The sequence below is a fragment of the Streptomyces actuosus genome, from assembly GCF_016921115.1.
GTDB lineage: Bacteria > Actinomycetota > Actinomycetes > Streptomycetales > Streptomycetaceae > Streptomyces > Streptomyces actuosus_A.
The window spans coordinates 508,610-524,898 of sequence record NZ_JAFFZS010000001.1 but is presented as its reverse complement, the minus strand read 5'-3'; the positions used below and the strand labels follow the sequence as shown (position 1 = coordinate 524,898).

Annotated in this window: 13 protein-coding genes and 1 pseudogene; 8 read left to right on the top strand and 6 right to left on the bottom strand. The window is 73.7% G+C overall.

Going from position 1 to position 16,289, the window contains the following annotated elements:
* Window positions 1-4: 4 nt before the first annotated feature.
* Together JS756_RS02285 and JS756_RS02280 are read right to left on the bottom strand one after the other, a co-directional pair.
* Complete coding sequence (locus JS756_RS02285; RefSeq protein WP_205381172.1) at window positions 5-1,012, bottom strand: lysylphosphatidylglycerol synthase transmembrane domain-containing protein; 1,008 nt, start codon at window positions 1,010-1,012, stop codon at window positions 5-7.
* A 275-nt stretch (window positions 1,013-1,287) separates the two neighbouring features.
* Window positions 1,288-2,109, bottom strand: coding sequence for a pentapeptide repeat-containing protein (locus tag JS756_RS02280; RefSeq protein ID WP_205381171.1), 822 nt, complete (start codon window positions 2,107-2,109; stop codon window positions 1,288-1,290).
* Between the two features lie 213 nt (window positions 2,110-2,322).
* Between JS756_RS02280 and JS756_RS02275 the strand changes: the two genes are divergently transcribed.
* Complete coding sequence (locus tag JS756_RS02275) at window positions 2,323-3,132, top strand: hypothetical protein (RefSeq protein WP_205381170.1); 810 nt, start codon at window positions 2,323-2,325, stop codon at window positions 3,130-3,132.
* Window positions 3,133-3,237: 105 nt separating this feature from the next.
* Here the strand turns inward: JS756_RS02275 and JS756_RS36480 are convergent.
* Window positions 3,238-3,657, bottom strand: a pseudogene (locus JS756_RS36480) (CoA-transferase); the annotation flags it as partial.
* Between the two features lie 356 nt (window positions 3,658-4,013).
* Between JS756_RS36480 and JS756_RS02265 the strand changes: the two are divergent.
* Together JS756_RS02265 and JS756_RS02260 are read left to right on the top strand one after the other, a co-directional pair.
* Window positions 4,014-4,808, top strand: a complete 795-nt coding sequence (locus JS756_RS02265) for a 3-hydroxybutyrate dehydrogenase (protein ID WP_205381168.1) — start codon at window positions 4,014-4,016, stop codon at window positions 4,806-4,808.
* Window positions 4,809-4,929: 121 nt separating this feature from the next.
* Window positions 4,930-6,291: an MFS transporter gene (locus tag JS756_RS02260; RefSeq protein ID WP_205381167.1), complete on the top strand. Its 1,362-nt coding sequence runs from the start codon at window positions 4,930-4,932 to the stop codon at window positions 6,289-6,291.
* Between the two features lie 230 nt (window positions 6,292-6,521).
* Here the strand turns inward: JS756_RS02260 and JS756_RS02255 are convergent, their stop codons facing one another.
* Entirely contained in the window at window positions 6,522-8,717 is a 2,196-nt protein-coding gene (locus JS756_RS02255) for an ATP-binding SpoIIE family protein phosphatase (protein ID WP_205381166.1), read from the bottom strand.
* 365 nt (window positions 8,718-9,082) lie between these two features.
* On the opposite strand from JS756_RS02255, the gene JS756_RS02250 reads away from it, so the two are divergent.
* Window positions 9,083-9,220, top strand: coding sequence for a hypothetical protein (locus tag JS756_RS02250; protein WP_205381165.1), 138 nt, complete (start codon window positions 9,083-9,085; stop codon window positions 9,218-9,220).
* Here the strand turns inward: JS756_RS02250 and JS756_RS02245 are convergent, their stop codons facing one another.
* Window positions 9,221-9,658 carry a glutaredoxin domain-containing protein gene (locus JS756_RS02245; RefSeq protein ID WP_205381296.1) on the bottom strand — a complete coding sequence of 146 codons (438 nt, stop codon included), beginning with the start codon at window positions 9,656-9,658 and terminating at the stop codon, window positions 9,221-9,223.
* 461 nt (window positions 9,659-10,119) lie between these two features.
* On the opposite strand from JS756_RS02245, the gene JS756_RS02240 reads away from it, so the two are divergent.
* Complete coding sequence (locus tag JS756_RS02240; protein WP_205381164.1) at window positions 10,120-11,196, top strand: enoyl-CoA hydratase/isomerase family protein; 1,077 nt, start codon at window positions 10,120-10,122, stop codon at window positions 11,194-11,196.
* 245 nt (window positions 11,197-11,441) lie between these two features.
* On the opposite strand, the gene JS756_RS02235 is transcribed toward JS756_RS02240, so the two are convergent.
* Window positions 11,442-12,398, bottom strand: a complete 957-nt coding sequence (locus tag JS756_RS02235) for a LysR family transcriptional regulator (protein ID WP_205381163.1) — start codon at window positions 12,396-12,398, stop codon at window positions 11,442-11,444.
* A 116-nt stretch (window positions 12,399-12,514) separates the two neighbouring features.
* Here JS756_RS02235 and JS756_RS02230 point away from each other — a divergent pair, with 116 nt between their 5' ends.
* From JS756_RS02230 to JS756_RS02220, 3 genes are read left to right on the top strand one after another with little or no spacing between them, the layout of a single operon-like run.
* A complete protein-coding gene (locus tag JS756_RS02230) occupies window positions 12,515-13,387 on the top strand; it encodes an FAD binding domain-containing protein (protein ID WP_205381162.1) in 873 nt (290 codons plus the stop codon).
* Window position 13,388: 1 nt separating this feature from the next.
* The gene (locus tag JS756_RS02225) at window positions 13,389-13,913 is read left to right on the top strand and encodes a (2Fe-2S)-binding protein (protein ID WP_205381161.1); all 525 of its coding nucleotides are present in this window, start codon (window positions 13,389-13,391) and stop codon (window positions 13,911-13,913) included.
* Entirely contained in the window at window positions 13,910-16,282 is a 2,373-nt protein-coding gene (locus tag JS756_RS02220; RefSeq protein WP_205381160.1) for an aerobic carbon-monoxide dehydrogenase large subunit, read from the top strand. Before JS756_RS02225 ends, JS756_RS02220 begins: the two co-directional genes overlap by 4 nt.
* Window positions 16,283-16,289: the final 7 nt, after the last annotated feature.

The following is a 16,289-nucleotide window of genomic DNA, read 5'->3' as shown; positions in this document are numbered from 1 at the left end:
GGGCTCAGATCACCCTCAGCCGTAGCAGGGCCCCCAGCGTCACCGCCCCCGGCACCAGCGGCAGCCAGACGGTGATGATCCGGTACGCCAGCACCACCGCCGTCGCGACCGCGGCCGGCCCACCCGCCGCGACGAGCGCGACGACGAGAGCCGCCTCGACGGAGCCGATGCCGCCCGGCGTCGGCACCAGAGCCACGGCGACCGTCGCCGCCAGGTAGGCCACCGCGACGTGCCCGGGCGGCACCGGCAGCCCCAACGCCCGCCCCACCAGGACCAGTCCGGCGGCCTGCAGCGCGGGGAAGGCCAGCGAGCCGCCCCACAGGGCCAGCGCCCGTGCGGGGCGGGTGTGGACCGACCGCGCCTCGCCCAGGGCGGTGCGCAGGAATCCGCACACCGCCCCGCGCAGCCGCCCGACGAGCGCCACGGCGGCCGTCACGGCGACCGCGGCGACCGCGACCGCGCCGACGGCCGGCAGCAGCGGCCCGCCCGCCCGTTCGGGCAGCAGCGGGCCGAGCCGCAGCGCGCCGGGAAAGACGAGCAGCAGCGCGGCCAGCAGGACCAGCCTTCCCATGCTCTCCGCCAGCAGATAGAGCACGAGGGCGGCCGAGGAGCGGGCCGGCGGCACCCCGCACACCGTCATGAAGCGGAGATTGACGGCGCTGGCTCCGAGCCCGGTCGGCAGCAGATGGTTGGCGGCGCCCGCGGCGAACTGAGCGGCCAGCAAGCGCCGTCGGGGCAGCGGTGCGACGACCGCGCCCTGCCGGGTGAGGGCCGCGGCCACCCAGGCGAGACAGGTCGCGCAACCCGCCGCGACGAGCCAGGGCCACTGGGCGTTCCGCAGCAGGCCGGCGCCGTCGGAGAGCACCGACCGGTGCTGCACGGCGACGACCGCGACGAGCGCAAGCGGAAGCAGGCACAGCACCTGCCGGACCGGCAGGCGACGGCCGGAGCGCCTCCGTCGACGGCGGTGGTGGGGAATTCGGGGGAACTCGGGAAGGGGCACTGCGGTCACACCGGTCGAGGTTCTCCGCCCCGCGCCAACGGCGGGTTGCCGGGACCGGGACGGCACGTGGCCGACGGCCGTCGCATCGCACCGCGGGCGCCTCGCCGCGGCAAGGGGCCGACCGGGCCGGGTCCGGCTCGGGGTTCCGGATCCGGCCCGGCCGGAGGCCGCACCCGAGGGGCGGTGAGGGGACGCCGCCCGCCGGGTGCCGGTGCGCTTCAGTTAACGGTGCCGGTGGGACACCCGCATCTCCGGTGGGGCGAACGGGCGGCGCGCGGTACGGCTCACCAGTGCGAGGGTTGCTTCAGCCCCTTCGGCAACCGGGTCGCGGTGTCGCCCCGGGCCGCGTCCAACTGGGCCTGGGTGAGGAAGATGCAGCCCGTCAGATCGGCGCCGCGGAGGTCGGCGTCACGCAGGTCCGCACCGATGAGGTCGGCACGCCGCAGGTCGGCGCCGGCCAGGTCGGCGGCGACGAGCAGCGCCCCGCGCAGGCTCGCCCCGGCGAGGTCCGCCCCGCGGAGGCGGGCTCCCATCAGGTCGGCCCCGCGATGGTTGCGCCTCCGGCCGGGCACGTCCGCCCGGTACAGCTCGCTCGTGCGCAGCAGGAGCGCGTTGACCTCGCCGCGCAGCGCGTTCACGTCCACAGCCGTGAGCCCGTCGGCGTCCTGTCGGCTCAGTGCGTCGATCCGGTCGCGGGCCTCCCGCAGCTCCCGCTGGACCGGCCGTGCCGCGCGCAGGCCGAGGGCCTCGTCGACGTACCAGAGCAGTTCGTGCAGTTGCCGCATCACGGCGAACGAGGCGAACACGGCGCCCGCCCGCTCCGGTGCGGCGCGCCAGTCCGTCCCGCCGAAGGTCACCTGCGAGACCTTCTGGCCCGCGCCGAAGCAGTCGAAGACCGTGCAGCCCGAGTAGCCCTCCTCCCGCAGCCGGGCGTGGATCCCGCAGCGGAAGTCCGCCCCCAGGTTCGTGCACGGTTTCCCGGCGGGCTTGTCGACCGCGAAGTCCGCGGAGCGCGCGAAGGGCAGGGCGACACAGCACAGCCCGAAGCAGGCGGAGCAGTCGGCCCGCAGCTGAGCGCGGCCGGCGGCGGGGTTCTCGGGCTCCACGGTGACGCTCTCCTGATCCGCATGACGTGAAAGATCTCATTGTCGCAGGCCGTCGCCGCCCGAACGCCGTACAGGGCGAGGAGGCGCCGCACCGGAGCGCGTCTTTCGAGGTGGCGCAATCCGGGAAACGTTAGACTCGCCAGTCCGCACACGCAGTTCGGCGCGGCCGTTTCGCAGGTACGGGGACGTCGCGCAGCACTCTTCGGGGGACGAATGACGGAGGCCGGGCCGTCGGTACGGGAGATCGGTGTTGTCTTCGAGCGGGTCCTCGACCAGGCCCTGGACACCCAGCAGGTGCAGGACGCCCTGGCCCGCGCAAGGGGTTCCGTGGGCCGGGAGCAGCTGCGCAGACGGGCCCGCCGGGCGCGGTCGGCCATCACCTCCGCGGCGGCCGTCGAGTACGACGCCTACGTCCGGACCCGTACCGGCGCGGACGGATCCGGGGGCGCGGTCGAGGCGACCGGTGACACGGCCCGGTCGTCGGCAACGGGCGGGATGATGCCGCCGCCGGCCGTCCTGGTGCCCGGTCTGTCCGGCGGGATCGCGGCCCTTCTGCTGCTGACCGGGTACGGGGTGAGCGCACTGGGAGACCGTCCCTACGTCGGCGGCGGCCTGATGACGGCGGGTCTGATGGCGGGGGCCCTGGCCGTGGGAGCGGGAGCCGGCGACGTGCTCTGGACGTGGGCGACGGGGACCGCCGCCGACGGCGAGGAGCCGGCCGACTTCGGCCCGGCCGCGACGAGGGCCCGGGAAGCCTGGGAACTGGCCATGCTGGAACGCGGAGCGGTCCCCTTCCTGCTGGGGCGCCTGGAGGAGGCGGCCATGGCGCGGTGCTCCGTCCCCGGTGCCCCGGCCGACGCCGCGATGCCCGAGTGCCCGCTCCTCGGGCGCTGCGGGCGGGCCGCCCGGGGGCTGCTCGACCGCCTCGCCCCGCCCGTCACACCGGGCGGGCACCTCTGCGCCGACTGCGCGCGGGGCGGGACGGGTGAGGACCGCGACGGTCAGCGCCCCTCGTTCCGCTGACCCGGCCGCCCGGGCGCTGTCCGCGCGTGGCCGTCGGCCGAGTCCGTGCGGGCCCCGCGGCACCGGTGCGTGCCCCGGGGGCCGTCCGCGGGCGCTGACGGAGCCTCAGGAATCCGCCGCCACGGCACCGACTGCGGCCGGCACGATCAGCTCCGCGGCCGTGGCCGCCCGCACCTCCTCCACGGTCGCACCGGGTGCGAGTTCGGCCAGCCGGAAGCCGTCCGCGGTGATGTCGGGGACCGCGAGATCGGTGATGACGCGGTGGACGACGGCGCGGCCGGTGAGCGGCAGGCTGCAGGTGGCGACGAGCTCGGGGCTGCCGTCCCGGGCGGTGTGCTCCATGAGGACGACGACGCGGGCCGCACCGTGCACCAGGTCCATCGCGCCGCCCATGCCCTTGACCGTCTTGCCGGGGATCATCCAGTTGGCGAGGTCGCCCGCCGCGGAGACCTGCATGGCGCCGAGCACGGGGCTCTCCATGGCCGCGTGCGTGATCGCCGCAGTATGGCCGCCCCGGCACGCTCCGGCGGGTGCTCTCTCGGTCCGGTCGGGGGCCGGCGCCGCCGTGGTTCGGCCAGGGGCGCGGGGTGGGGCGAGAGCAGGCACCCGGGAGAGAGGGAGGGACCGCCGGGGAGGAGCGCGGGGTGGAGGGGTACGGCGGGGGCGGGACCCTCGGCGGCGCCGGACCGTCGCCGGGTGCCGGGGCATCGTCGTACCGGACGGGCCACCGGGGGCGGGGACAGCAGGGGGCGGACCCGGTCTCGTGGTTCCGCCGGGCCGCACCGTGTCGGCCCTATGGAGTCGAGCACTACTCATCGGGTGCAATTTGTGGTGGACGGTTACATGGGACGCGTCACAGGTCCTGCCTACTGTTTCCGGCCATGACGAACACGTTTCCCACCCCGGCCGCGCTGCCGCCGCCGACGGCCGCGGTCGACCTGACAGGGCGCACGGCGCTGGTGACGGGCGGCGGCAGCGGCATCGGCCGGGCCTGCGCGCACGCTCTGGCCCGGGCGGGGGCCGTCGTGCACGTGGTCGACCGGGACGGCGAAGCCGCCAAGGCCGTCGCGGAGGTCTGCGGAGGTGAGGCGCACGTCGCCGACCTCGCCGACCGGGACGCCGTCGACCTCCTTCCCCAGAAGGCCGACATCCTGGTCAACAACGCCGGCCTGCAGCACGTCGCCCCCCTTATCGAGTTCCCGGCGGAGCGGTTCGAGCTGATCCAGAAGGTGATGGCCACGGCTCCGTTCCTGCTGATGCGCCGGATCCTGCCGCACCTGTACGGCCGGGGCTGGGGCCGGATCGTCAACGTCTCCAGCGTCCACGGACTGCGCGCCAGCGCCTACAAGTCCGCCTACGTCGCCGCCAAGCACGCCCTGGAGGGGTTGCGCAAGGTCGCCGCGATCGAGGGCGCTCCCCACGGGGTCACCGGCAACTGCGTCAACCCCGGGTACGTCCGGACCCCGCTCGTCGAGGGCCAGGTGCGGGACCAGGCCGCCGCGCACGGCATCAGCGGCGGCGACGTCCTCTCCGACGTCCTGCTCGCCCGCACGCCCGTCAAGCGCCTGCTGGAGTCCGAGGAGGTCGCCGCCGCCGTCCTGTGGCTGTGCGGCCCCCACACCGCCTACCTCACCGGCGCCTCCCTCCCGCTCGACGGCGGTTGGACCGCGGGCTGACCCCGCAGCCACGCCGCCCCGCCCCGGCGCCGTCCGTTCCGCTCCCGCGCACCACTCTCCGCCGCCCCCTTCGTCCCCGCACCGTCTTCGTCCCCGTCCCGTTCGTGAAACCGGTGAACCCATGTCTGACACCACCCCGCGACACGGCATCCGCCGCATCGTCGCCGCGAGCCTGATCGGCACCACCATCGAGTGGTACGACTTCTTCCTGTACGGCTCGGCCGCGGCCCTCGTCTTCAACACGCTGTTCTTCCCCAGCGCGGACCCGCTCGTGGGCACCCTGATCGCCTTCGTCACCTACGCCATCGGCTTCGCCGCACGGCCGCTGGGCGGGATCGTCTTCGGGCACTTCGGCGACAAGATCGGCCGCAAGAAGCTGCTGGTGGTCAGCCTGCTGATGATGGGCGGGGCGACCTTCGCCATGGGCCTGCTGCCCACCTACGACAGCATCGGCGTCGGCGCGCCGGTCCTGCTGACCGTGCTGCGCCTGATCCAGGGCTTCGCCCTGGGCGGCGAGTGGGGCGGGGCCGTCCTGATCGTCTCCGAGCACGGCGGCGACCGGCACCGCGGCTTCTGGGCGTCCTGGCCGCAGGCGGGCGCACCGGGCGGGAATCTGCTCGCCACCGGTGTGCTGGCGCTGCTGGCCGCGTTCCAGTCGGACGAGGCGTTCCAGGCCTGGGGCTGGCGCGTCCCGTTCCTGCTGTCCGGTGTGCTCGTGGTGATCGGCCTGTGGATCCGCGTCTCGGTGTCCGAGTCCCCGGTGTTCCTCGCCGCGCAGGCCCGGGCCGAGGCCGCAGCGGCGCACGGCACGCGGGAGAAGGCGCCGGTCGTCGAGGTGTTCCGGCGCAACTGGCGCGAGGTCCTGTCCGCCATCGGCACCCGCTTCGGCGAGAACATCTCGTACTACATCCTGACCTCCTTCCTCCTGGTGTATGTCACCGTGCACCTGGACCTGCCCCGGAGCACCGCACTGAACGCGGTCCTGATCGCCTCCGCCGTCCACTTCGTCACGATCCCCGCGTGGGGCGCGCTGTCCGACCGCATCGGGCGGCGGCCGGTCACCCTGATCGGCTCCGCGGGCATGGCCGTCTGGGCGTTCGCCTTCTTCGGCCTGGTCGACTCGACCTCGTTCCCCGTGATCACCCTGGCCGTCACCACCGGTCTGCTGCTGCACGGCGCGATGTACGGGCCGCAGGCCGCGTTCATCTCCGAGATGTTCGACACCGAGGTCCGCTACTCCGGCGCCTCCCTGGGCGCCCAGCTCGCCTCGATCCTCGCCGGGGCCCTCGCACCGATCATCGCCGTCGAACTCCTCAAGGACTACGGCTCCTCCACCCCCGTCAGCCTCTACCTCTGCGCCGCCGCCGTGGTCACCACCGTCACCGTGGCGGTCACCCGGGAGACCCGGGGCCGCGACCTCTCCCGCTCCCGCGACCAGGAGACGGCCACCACCGCTCCGGTCCCCGCGGGCGACCCGGCCTGAGGCCGCCGCACCCCCTGATCCGCCCGGTCTGCCGCGCCGCACGCGACAGACCGGGCCCACCCCCGCCCACCGGCGCGACCGCAGCCAGTCCCCGTCCGCTCCGGCGGACGGTCCGCGACACCTCGCCCGGCCGCGGGCGGCCCGGCCCACCTCGGATCCCCCTCGGCCGCGCGCGTCGACCACACCGTCGGTGTCGTGTCTCCGGCCGGCGGCCAGGGCGACGGCCGCGGTCACGACCGGCTCAGGTGGTCTCCGTCGGAGGAGAGGGACTGCTCGGCCCAGATGACCTTGCCTTCGCGGCTGTACCGGGTACCCCAGCGGTCGGAGAGCTGGGCCACCAGCAGCAGACCCCGCCCGCCCTCGTCGAGGGAGCGGGCGCGGCGCAGGTGCGGTGCGGTGCCGGCGGCGTCGAAGACCTCGCAGGTCAGGGCCGACTGGAGGATCAACCGCAGCTGGATGGGGCTCCTGCCGTAGCGGATCGCGTTCGTGACCAGCTCGCTGACGATCAGCTCGGTGCCGAAGGCCAGCTCCTCCAGCTCCCAGGCCGTCAGCGTCTCGTGCGCGTAGTCGCGCGCCCCGGCGACCGCCGCCGGGTCCGACGGCAGGTCCAGTGTGGCGACATGGCCCGGATCCAGCGCCCGGGTCCGTGCCACCAGGAGCGCCACGTCGTCGGAGGGCCGTCTGGGCAGCAGGGCGGCCAGCAGCCGGTCGCAGATCTCGTCCGGCGCGTCGGGCGCCCTGGTGAGGATGTCCCGCAGCACCGCCCGCGCGGTGTCCACGTCGCGCGTACGACCCTGGATGAGACCGTCGGTGTACAGGGTGAGCAGACTGCCCTCGGCCAACTCGAACTGGGCTGTCTCGAAGGGGAATCCGCCGAGCCCCAGGGGCGGTCCGATCGGGAGCTCCGGGAAGTCGACCGTCCGCGGGACCGCTCCGTCGCCCGGTGCCGGACGGGGGCTCGCCACGGCCGGCAGCACATGGCCCGCGCTCGCCAGTGAGCACATCCGGGACACCGGGTCGTAGACCGTGTACAGGCAGGTGGCGCCGAGTTCGCCGTCACCCTGCGTGTCCTCGCGCTGCAGGCGGATGACGACATCGTTCAGATGCGTGAGCAACTCGTCGGGCATCAGGTCGATGTCGGCGAAGGCACGCACGGCCGTGCGCAGCCGGCCCATCGTGGCGGAGGCGTGCAGGCCGCGGCCGACGACATCGCCCACGACGAGCGCGACACGGCCGCCCGACAGCGGAACGACGTCGTACCAGTCGCCGCCCACGCCCGCCCGGGAACCACTGGGCAGATAGCGGGAGGCCGCCACGACGGCGGACTGCTCCGCCGGACGCTGCGGCAGCAGGCTGCGCTGGAGGGTGAGGGCGGTGGAGCGCTCACGGGTGTACCGGCGGGCGTTGTCGATGTGCACGGCCGCTCTGCCGGCGATCTCCTGGGCCAGCAGGAGGTCGTCCTCGTCGAAGGGGGCGGCGGTGCGGTGGCGGAAGAACTGGGCGAGGCCCAGGATGTCGCCCCGGGCCCGCAGCGGCAGCAGCAGGACCGACCGGAAATCGGGGTTGTCCGCGGCGTTCGCGCCGTCCGGCGCGGGCATCCAGCCTGCGGGCGGGGCGGAGGTCCTGCTGCGGTACACGCGGGCGTGCCCGGTGGCCAGGGCACGGGCCGGCTCCGAGCCCGTCGGGTAGGAGTGCGTCCGGCCGCGGCCGACGGTGCGGGCGGCCCCGCTGTCCCGGGCGGACAACTCGGCGACACGGCGCAGCAGGGGGACGTCCGTCTCCGGAACCGGGACGCGCGCGTCCGGATGCACCAGGGAGTCGAGGAGGTCGACGGTGACCAGGTCGGCGAAGTCGTCGGTGCCGACGTCCGCCAGCTCCTGCGCGGTGCGCGTCATGTCGAGCGTGGTCCCGATCCGGCGACTCGCCTCGCTGGTCACCACGAGCCGGCGCTGCACCCGGCGGTCGCGTTCCACCTGGTACGTGGCGACGACCTGCTCCGAGCCGCGGTCGACGTACTCGAACGCCGCCGCGATCAGCCGTGTCGCCGCGGCGTTGAACAGCTCCAGGTCGTCGGTCAGCCGGGTGGCCTCGCCCAGGATGAACTGGAGCAGGCACATGTGGCCGAGGCGGTAGGCCCGCAGCAGCGCGCTGAGCGGCACCCCGCCCTGGGCGAAGCGGCGGGCGACCTCCAGTGCCTCGGGCGGCGCCTGGACCCCGGCCACGTCGGCGCGGTTCTCGAGCACATCCAGGAAGGTGGTGACGTGCACGGCCGTCTCGTTCGCCGCCATGGCGGCGAGGCCGTCGTACTTCCACAGCTCGGGCAGGTCGCTGCGCAGGCGCATCAGCAGCATCTCGGCCGCCTGGTCCTCTCGCGGTCTGAGGTCCCGAGCCAGCCGGAGCAGGAAGGCGTCGACGTCGCTGCCCATACCGGAAACGTACCCAAGCTCCGCAGGGTGCGCGCGTCCGGACGGCGCCGAGCGGACCGGCTCACCACGCACAGTACCGAGAGAGGTGCCTGCTGTGTCGGCGACGTGCGCCCGTGCGAAGGGGCGGGCCGCGCGGGGCCGCCCCTTCACTCCCCCCGGTGGTGTCGGCTGTGCGGTCGAACCACCGGGCCCCCGCGCCCGGTGAGCGGCACGGGCAGGGAGGTGCCCCGGTCGATGGCGAGGACGCCGATCAGCGGTTCGCGAGGTGTCGTGACGATCTGTCAGCGCCCGCCCACGTTCGGTGCGACGGCTCCGGCGCCGCGACCGAACGACGAAGGCCGGGGCGGATCAGGGCTGGTGAGAGCATGGCCACGCGCGATGAACACCGCCGTGATCCCGCGCTCTCGAAGGTGGCTGTGCCGGAGACGGCCCGGCGGCCCGCGGAGGTGCGGGCCGGCCTCGCCGTCACCTGCGCGCCCTCCCCGGCGGAGCGCCGCACCTGATCAGGCGGACGAAGCGAGTTGCTCGCGCACCCATTCAGGATCGGGGTTGGTGTGCGACCGGCCCGCCACGACGACCGTCGGGACGGTCTCGTTGCCGTCGTTCACCGCCCTCACCGCCGCCGCAGCAGCCGGGTCGCGCCAGATGTCGACCCAGTGCACCCGCCGGGCGCTGCGACCCAACCTGATGCGCAGACGCAGGCAGTAGGCGCAGCCCGGCCGCCAGAAGACGATCGGGCGGCCGTCGACCGCGCTGCGGCTCCGCGCCTCCAGCGCACCGATCGACCTCGGGAACATCAGCGGTGAATTCACGCCCGCGAGCAGCAGGAACACCAACAGGACCGCTCCGGCCGCACCGGGGCTCCCCGTGGAGAACAACCCGGCCGCAGCGGTCGCGCCGCCGAGCACGAACAACAAGGGCGAGATCCAGGCGCGCGTCATGGTGTACCAGGCTATCGCCGGGTCGACCACGACGACGAGGCGCACCGGATCGGCGTCCACGAAACCCCGAAGGCGCAGGAAGGCCCGTGCAACGCGCGCTCCACAGGCGACCGGGAGCCGGGACCCCGGCCGCGGGGCGGTCCGAGCGGTCCATCAGGATGGAGCCCGCACGCATGGCACCGGCCCCCGCCGCGACGGCGGACCACCCGCCACGGCTGTGCGGCGGACCCGCCGTCCCGGATCGGCGGTTCCCGTGCGGCGCGGTCACCCTGGCGGGACGAGTGCGCCGGCCCCGTGGAGCGGACTGCGGGACCGGTCGTGACGTATGTGCCCATCAGTGAAGGAAGCGACGAGATCATGCAGGTCATCGCCTCGACGGCGACCCGGTGTGCCCTGCCCTGCTCCGCAGGGGTTCGTTTCCTCCCCGGCCGGAAGGCCGGGGTGTCCACGGAGGAATCCCGATGACCGCCACCGGCGAACCCGTCCTGTTCGGTACCTCGGGCCGGACCGCCCGCATCACCCTCAACCGGCCGAGGGCCCTCAACGCCCTCAACCACGAGATGGTGCGCCGCATCGACGAGGCCCTGACCGCCTGGGAGAACGACCCGGCCGTGGAGGCCGTCGTCGTCTCGGGCGCGGGGGAGCGCGGCCTGTGCGCGGGCGGGGACATCCGCGCCGTCCACGACGACGCCCGCGACGGCGACGGCACCGCCTCCGCGGCGTTCTGGCGGGACGAGTACCGCCTCAACGCCCGTCTCGCCCGCTACCCGAAGCCGTACGTCGCCCTGATGGACGGCATCGTGATGGGCGGCGGCGTCGGTGTCTCGGCGCACGGCAGCGTCCGGATCGTCACGGAGCGCTCCCGGATCGCGATGCCGGAGACCGGCATCGGGTTCGTCCCCGACGTGGGCGGCACCCACCTGCTGGGCCGGGCGCCGGGCGAGGTGGGCATGCACCTGGCGTTGACCGGATCGGAGATCGGCGCCGGCGATGCCCTGATGTGCGGTCTGGCCGACCACTGCATGCCGTCTGCCGCCCTCGGCGCCTTCCTCGACGACCTCGCCGTCCTGCCACTGCCGGACGCCCTCGCCCGGCATGTGCGGCCCGCGCCGGAGGCGGCGCCGGCGACGCAGCGGGAGTGGATCGACACCTGCTACGCCGCCGGGACGGTCGAGGACGTCGTGGACCGGCTGCTCGACCACGGCGATCCCGCCGCCAAGGAGGCGGCGGCCACCCTGCTCACGCGATCACCGACCGCACTGAAGGTCACCTTCGCCTCGCTGCGCCGTGCCCGCCGCCTCGGGTCGCTGGAGGAGGTCCTCGACCAGGAGTACCGCGTCTCCTGCGCCGCGCTCGGCACGCCCGACCTGGTGGAGGGCATCCGTGCCCAGGTCGTCGACAAGGACCGCCGTCCGCGCTGGTCGCCGCAGACCCTCGGCGAGGTCACCGGCGCCGACGTCGACCGCTTCTTCGCCCCGCTCGGCGACCGTGAACTGGGCCTCGCCGGGCCCGGCGGCGCCCCGGACACGGCCGGGTGAGCAGGGCCGGGTGAGCAGGGCCGTCGAGGGCCGCGCGCGGCCGTCGAGGGCCGCCCCGTGGCCACTGCCTCGGTCGGGGCCGGTCGCAGGGCGCGAGGCCGGGGCCCGCCGCCCGGGGGACGGGTGGCGGGTGGCGGGCGCACGGAGCCCGGCCTCGGGGCGGGCCTGTCTCCCGCGCTCTCGACGAGCCTGCCCGGGCCGCCGTGGGGAGGGGCCGCTCTCTCCGCGTTCGCGAGGAACGGCCCTCACGCCCCCCAGAGCGTGACGTACACCGGGGGGCGGAACCGGGAGGGTGGGACGCCCACGCCGGGTGCGCGCATGATGCGGGTCGCCGCAGGCGTGCGCAGGAAGTGCAGGAACGCGTCGGTGGCCGGGGAGCGGAGCTCGGCCTGCAGGACGGTGGCATACCACGTGACGTCCGACGGGGTGGCCGGCGTCTCCAGTATGCGGAGCTCGTCACGCCGTACGCGGGGCGACACCAGATGGGCCGGCGCCGGCGCCACCCCCGCGCCCTCGGCGGCGGCCGCCCAGGTCGCGGCCTGGTTGGGGAACACCCACACGTGGTCCTCGGCGACTCCGAGCCGGCGCAGCAGCCGCCCGGAGTCCGCGTCCGGATCGGTCCCCGAGGAGTCGACCAGCCAGGACCACTGCGGCGGCGGACCGGGCGGTCGCGGCGACCCGGCGCCGATCACCACGACCAGCCGGGTGCGGAACAGCGGCTCGCTGACCGGTTCGCCCCGGTCGCCGGCACCGGGGCGGGGTCCGAGCGCGATGTCGGCGAGCCGGTTCTCCACCAGCACGCGCATCTCGTTGCCGGAGACCACCCCGAACGAGGTCGCGGTCCTGCGCCCCGAGCGAGAGGCGAAGGCCTCCACGAGGGACGGGAGGACGAACTCGGCCAGCGTGCTCGTGGCGACGATCCGCAGCTCGTCGGGCGCGCCCCGTGCCGCCCGCACGGCGACCTCGGCGTCCGCGCTCAGCGCGACCATCCGCGACGCGACCGGCAGCAGCCGCGCCCCGGCAGGCGTCAGACGCATCCCACCGCCGGGCGCGCGGCGGATGAGCGGATCGCCGAAGTGGCTGCGCAGCGCGGCGAGGGCCTGTGACACCGCGGACTCGCTCACGTCCAGAGTGCGCGCGGCGGCGCTCACCGAACCGAGCCGGGCGACCAGCACGAAGGAGCTGAGCTGCGTCACGGTCACAGTCCGATTCTTCTCCTGATGTCTGGATAAGTGAAGGCTTATCGACCCATTGCCTCTCCGGTGCGGTGAGGCGCAGCATCGGCACAGCGACGGGGAACAGCGTGCGAGGAGGCCCGATGCAGGTTCCGGCTGCATTCCAGTACGAGAGGGCCGCAAGCCTTGAGCAGGCGATCGAGCTGCTCACCCGGTACGGCCCCGAGGCACGGGTGGTGGCGGGTGGACACAGCCTGCTGCCCATGATGAAGCTGCGTCTGGCTCAGCCCGAAGCCCTGATCGACATCAACGGCCTCGGCGAGCTGGCGCTGATCCGCGTGGACGGGCACGACCTGGCCGTCGGCGCCATGGTCCGCCATGCGGAGCTGCTCGCCTCGCCGGTGGTCGGCGAGCACTTCCCCATCCTGCGGGACGCGGAACGGGTCATCGCCGATCCGCTCGTACGCAACCGGGGCACCGTGGGCGGCTCGCTGTGCCAGGCCGATCCTTCGGAGGACCTGTCCGCGGCGTTCTCGGCGCTGCGGGCGACCTTGGTCGCCCAGGGCCCCGGCGGCAGGCGCACCATCGGCATCAGGGACTTCTTCCTCGGGCCCTACGAGACCGCTCTGAACGACGCGGAACTCCTGGTCGAGATCCGCGTGCCCATCCGCTCGCACGCCAGCGCGTACCGCAAGGTCGAGCGCCGGGTCGGCGACTGGGCCGTCGTCGCGGCGGGAGCGGTGCTGGAGATCTCCGGCGGTGTCGTCACCGAGGCGGGGATCGGACTGACCGCGGTCGGTGCCCCGCGGTTCGTGGCCGAGGGCGCCGAGGACTTCCTGCGCGGCAGGCGGCCGGACGAAGACGTCTTCGCCGAGGCGGGCCGGATCGCCTCGCAGGAGTGCAGGCCGACCGCGGACCAGCGCGGCCCGGTCGACTACAAGCGGCATCTGGCCGGGGAGCTCACGACGCGGGCGCTGCGCACCGCCGCCGCACGCGCCCAGGGGCAGGAGGCGTGACATGCGGATCACCGTCACCGTGAACGGCGAGCAGTGCACGAGGGACGTGGAACCCAGACTGCTGCTCGTCCACTTCCTGCGCGACGAACTCGGACTCACCGGCACCCACTGGGGCTGTGACACCTCCAACTGCGGGGTCTGCACGGTCTGGCTGGACGGGACGCCGGTGAAGTCCTGCACCGTGCTGGCGGTGATGGCCGACGGTCACGAGGTGAGCACCGTCGAGGGCCTGGCGCACGGTGCCGAACTCGACCCGGTGCAGCAGGGCTTCGTCGCCTGCCACGGTCTGCAGTGCGGCTTCTGCACACCGGGGATGATGATGACCGCCCGCTGGCTGCTCGACCACAACGCGGATCCCTCCGAGGAGGACATCCGCGAGGCCGTCTCCGGACAGATGTGCCGCTGCACCGGATACGAGAACATCGTGCGCTCCATCCGCTGGGCCGCCGAGCACGGCGGCGGGGCACGCACCACGGACACGGCCACCGAGCCGGCGCCCGCCCGCGAGGAGGAGGTGCGGGCATGACGACCACCCATGAACGGCCGGTCGGATTCGGACGGATGGCCCGCAAGGAGGATGCCCGTTTCGTCCGCGGCCACGGCACCTATGTCGACGACGTCCGGCTGCCCGGGATGCTGCACGGCGCGATCCTGCGCAGCCCGCTGGCGCACGCCCGCATCGTGTCGATCGACACCAGTGCCGCAGAGGCCCACCCGAAGGTCAAGGCCGTGATCACCGGGGAGACCCTGGCCGGTCTCGGGCTGGCCTGGATGCCCACGCTGTCGTACGACACGGAGGCGGTGCTCGCCACCGACAAGGTGCGCTTCCAGGGCCAGGAGGTCGCCTTCGTCGTCGCCGAGGACCGGTACGCCGCCCGGGACGCCCTCGAACTGATCGACGTGGAGTACGAACCGCTCCCCGCGGTCGTGGACGCCCGCAGGGCGCTCGACCCGGACGCGCCGCTGATCCGCGACGACAAGGACCACCAGACCGACAACCACATCTTCGACTGGTCCGCTGGCGACGAGGAGCGGACCGACGCCGTCTTCGAGGCCGCCGACGTCGTGGTGGAGCAGGACATGCTCTACCCGCGGGTGCACCCGGCGCCGCTGGAGACCTGCGGCACCGTGGCGGACATGGACGCCATCACCGGGAAACTGACGGTCTGGTCCACCACCCAGGCCCCGCACGCCCACCGCACGATCTACGCCATGGTGGCCGGCATCCCGGAGCACAAGATCCGGATCATCTCCCCGGACATCGGGGGCGGCTTCGGCAACAAGGTCGGCATCTACCCCGGGTACGTGTGCGCGGTCGTCGGCTCCATCGTCACGGGCAAGCCGGTGAAGTGGGTGGAGGACCGCTCGGAGAACCTGATGAGCACCTCCTTCGCCCGCGACTACCACATGCACGGCGGGATCGCGGCGACCAACGACGGGAAGATCCTCGGCCTGCGCGTCCAGGTGACCGCCGACCACGGCGCGTTCAACGCCACCGCACAACCGACCAAGTTCCCGGCCGGCTTCTTCGGCGTCTTCACCGGCTCCTACGACCTGTCCGCCGCGCACTGCGCCGTGACCGGCGTCTACACCAACAAGGCCCCCGGAGGCGTCGCCTACGCCTGCTCGTTCCGCGTCACCGAGGCCGTGTACCTGGTCGAGCGGATGGTCGACCTGCTCGCGGACCGGCTCGGAACGGACCCGGCCGAGCTGCGCATGCGCAACCTGCTGCGGCCCGAGCAGTTCCCGTACCACACGCAGACGGGGTGGGAGTACGACTCCGGTGACTACCCACGCGCCCTGCGGCAGGCCATGGACATCGCGCACTACGAGGACCTGCGCCGGGAGCAGGCCGAGAAGCGCGAGCGCGGCGAGCTGATGGGCATCGGCGTCAGCTTCTTCACCGAAGCCGTCGGAGCGGGCCCCCGCAAGCACATGGACATCCTGGGACTGGGCATGGCCGACGGCGCGGAGCTCCGCGTGCACCCGACGGGCAAGGCCGTCCTGCGGATCTCCGTGCAGTCCCAGGGGCAGGGCCACGAGACGACGTTCGCACAGATCGTCTCCGAGGAACTGGGCATCCCGGCCGAGGACGTGGAAGTGGTGCACGGCGACACCGACCAGACCCCGTTCGGGCTCGGCACCTACGGATCCCGCTCCACGCCGGTGTCCGGCGCGGCGACCGCGATGGTCGCCCGCAAGGTACGGGAACGCGCGAAGATCGTCGCCTCCGCGATGCTCGAGGTGAGCCCGGACGACCTCGAATGGGAGAAGGGCCGCTGGCACGTCGCGGGCGACCCCGACCAGGGAAGGAACATGACCGAGATCGCGCTCGCGGCCCACTCCGACCTGGAGCTGCCCGAGGGCGTCGAGGGACAGCTGGACGCGACGTGCGTCTACAACCCGCCGAACCTCACCTTCCCCTTCGGCGCGTACATCTGCGTCGCCGACGTGGACCCGGACACCGGGGTGGTGAAGGTCCGCCGGTTCGTCGCCGTGGACGACTGCGGCAACCGGATCAACCCCACGATCGTCGAGGGCCAGGTGCACGGCGGACTCGCCGACGGCCTCGGCATGGCGCTCATGCAGGTGATCGCCTTCGACGAGGAAGGCAACTGCCTCGGCGGATCGTTCATGGACTACCTCCTGCCGACCTCGGTCGAGTGCCCGTCCTGGGAGCTCGGTGAAACCGTCACCCCGTCCCCGCACCACCCCATCGGTGCCAAAGGCATCGGCGAATCCGCCACGGTGGGCTCGCCCGCCGCAGTGGTCAACGCCGTCGTCGACGCGCTGAAGCCGCTCGGCGTCCACCACGTCGACATGCCGCTGACTCCCGCCGCGGTGTGGCGGGCAGCCCAGGGCCGGCCGCTGCGCACCGACCTGGCGATCACCTGAGGTCGCA